Annotated in this window: 1 protein-coding gene; it reads left to right on the top strand. The window is 65.1% G+C overall.

Annotated elements, in window-relative coordinates; translation table 11 throughout:
• The first annotated feature begins 149 nt into the window (after positions 1 to 149).
• Positions 150 to 1385, top strand: coding sequence for an IS256 family transposase (locus tag EB75_RS27970; RefSeq protein WP_036437208.1), 1236 nt, complete (start codon positions 150 to 152; stop codon positions 1383 to 1385).
• Positions 1386 to 1460 lie beyond the last annotated feature (75 nt).

Here is a 1460-nt window from a genome sequence, read left to right on the forward strand (position 1 = left end):
GGCTAAGTCCCCTGGGGTGGTGGGAATTCGGGGACGGGGCTGAGGTGGGCGGAGATGTTCAGGCCGTGTCGGTGCCGGTGTTGGGGTGGGCCATCGCGTAGTGGTCAGTGAGTTACGTACCAAAGTGACTCACCGAAGGAAACCGCGCGATGACCCTTGACCATTCTGCCCTGCTCGCTCAGCTCGATGCACTGAAGTCCGCTGACTCGGGTGCGGTGTTCGCCGAGTTGATCCGTTCCGGGTTGCAGCAGCTCATCGAGGCCGAGGCCACCGCGGCGATCGGCGCGGGCCGTTACGAACGCAGCGACGGCCGCACGGTGCACCGCAACGGGCACCGCCCCAAGACCGTCTCCACGACCGCCGGGGACATCGAGGTGCAGATCCCCAAGCTACGGGCGGGATCGTTCTTCCCGTCGCTGCTGGAACCCCGCCGGCGTATCGACAAGGCGCTGCACGCGGTCATCATGGAGGCCTACGTGCACGGGGTGTCCACCCGCAGCGTCGATGACCTGGTGACGGCGATGGGCGTGCAGACCGGGGTGTCCAAGTCGGAGGTGTCGCGGATCTGCGCCGGCCTGGACCGCGAGATCACAGCGTTTCGGGAACGCTCGCTGACCCACACCAGCTTCCCCTACGTGTTCTGCGATGCCACCTTCTGCAAGGTCCGCGTGGGGGCGCACGTGGTCTCCCAGGCCCTGGTGGTCGCGACCGGCGTGTCGATCGACGGCACCCGTGAGGTGCTGGGCACCGCGGTCGGTGACAGCGAGTCGTTCGAGTTCTGGCGCGAGTTCCTCGCCTCGCTTAAGGCGCGCGGCCTATCGGGGGTGCACCTGGTCATCTCCGATGCGCACGCTGGGTTGAAAGTCGCTGTGGCACAGCAGTTCACGAACTCATCGTGGCAGCGGTGCCGGGTGCATTTCATGCGGAACCTGCATACCGCGGTATCGGCCAAACACGCCCCGGCGGTTACCGCGGCGGTCAAGACCATCTTCGCTCACACCGAACCCGACGAGGTCGCCGCGCAGTGGGACCGGGTCGCCGACACCCTGGCCGCGTCGTTCCCGAAGGTGGCCGCGATGATGGGCGAGGCCAAGACCGACGTGTTGGCGTTCACTGCGTTCCCGAAGGCGCATTGGCAGAAGATCTGGTCGAATAATCCGATAGAGCGTCTGAATAAAGAGATCAAGCGTCGGGCCGATGTCGTGGAGATCTTCCCCAATCCGGCGGCGTTCCTTCGCCTGGCCACCGCGGTGGTCATCGAATCCCACGACGAGTGGCAGGTCACCCGCCGCTACCTCTCCGATGTCTCCATGGACGAACTACGCGCCGTGATCGCCGCCAAACACGCCGCGGCAGCACTTGCCAAACAACACCAAATCGCCTAGCGTTCACCATGACTCGTTGATCACAACGCGTGAACCACGCCAGATCCGAAGTCCACCACTCCCCGGGACGCTATC

Origin of the sequence: Mycobacterium sp. ST-F2 (genome assembly GCF_001905655.1) — a bacterium.
GTDB lineage: Bacteria > Actinomycetota > Actinomycetes > Mycobacteriales > Mycobacteriaceae > Mycobacterium.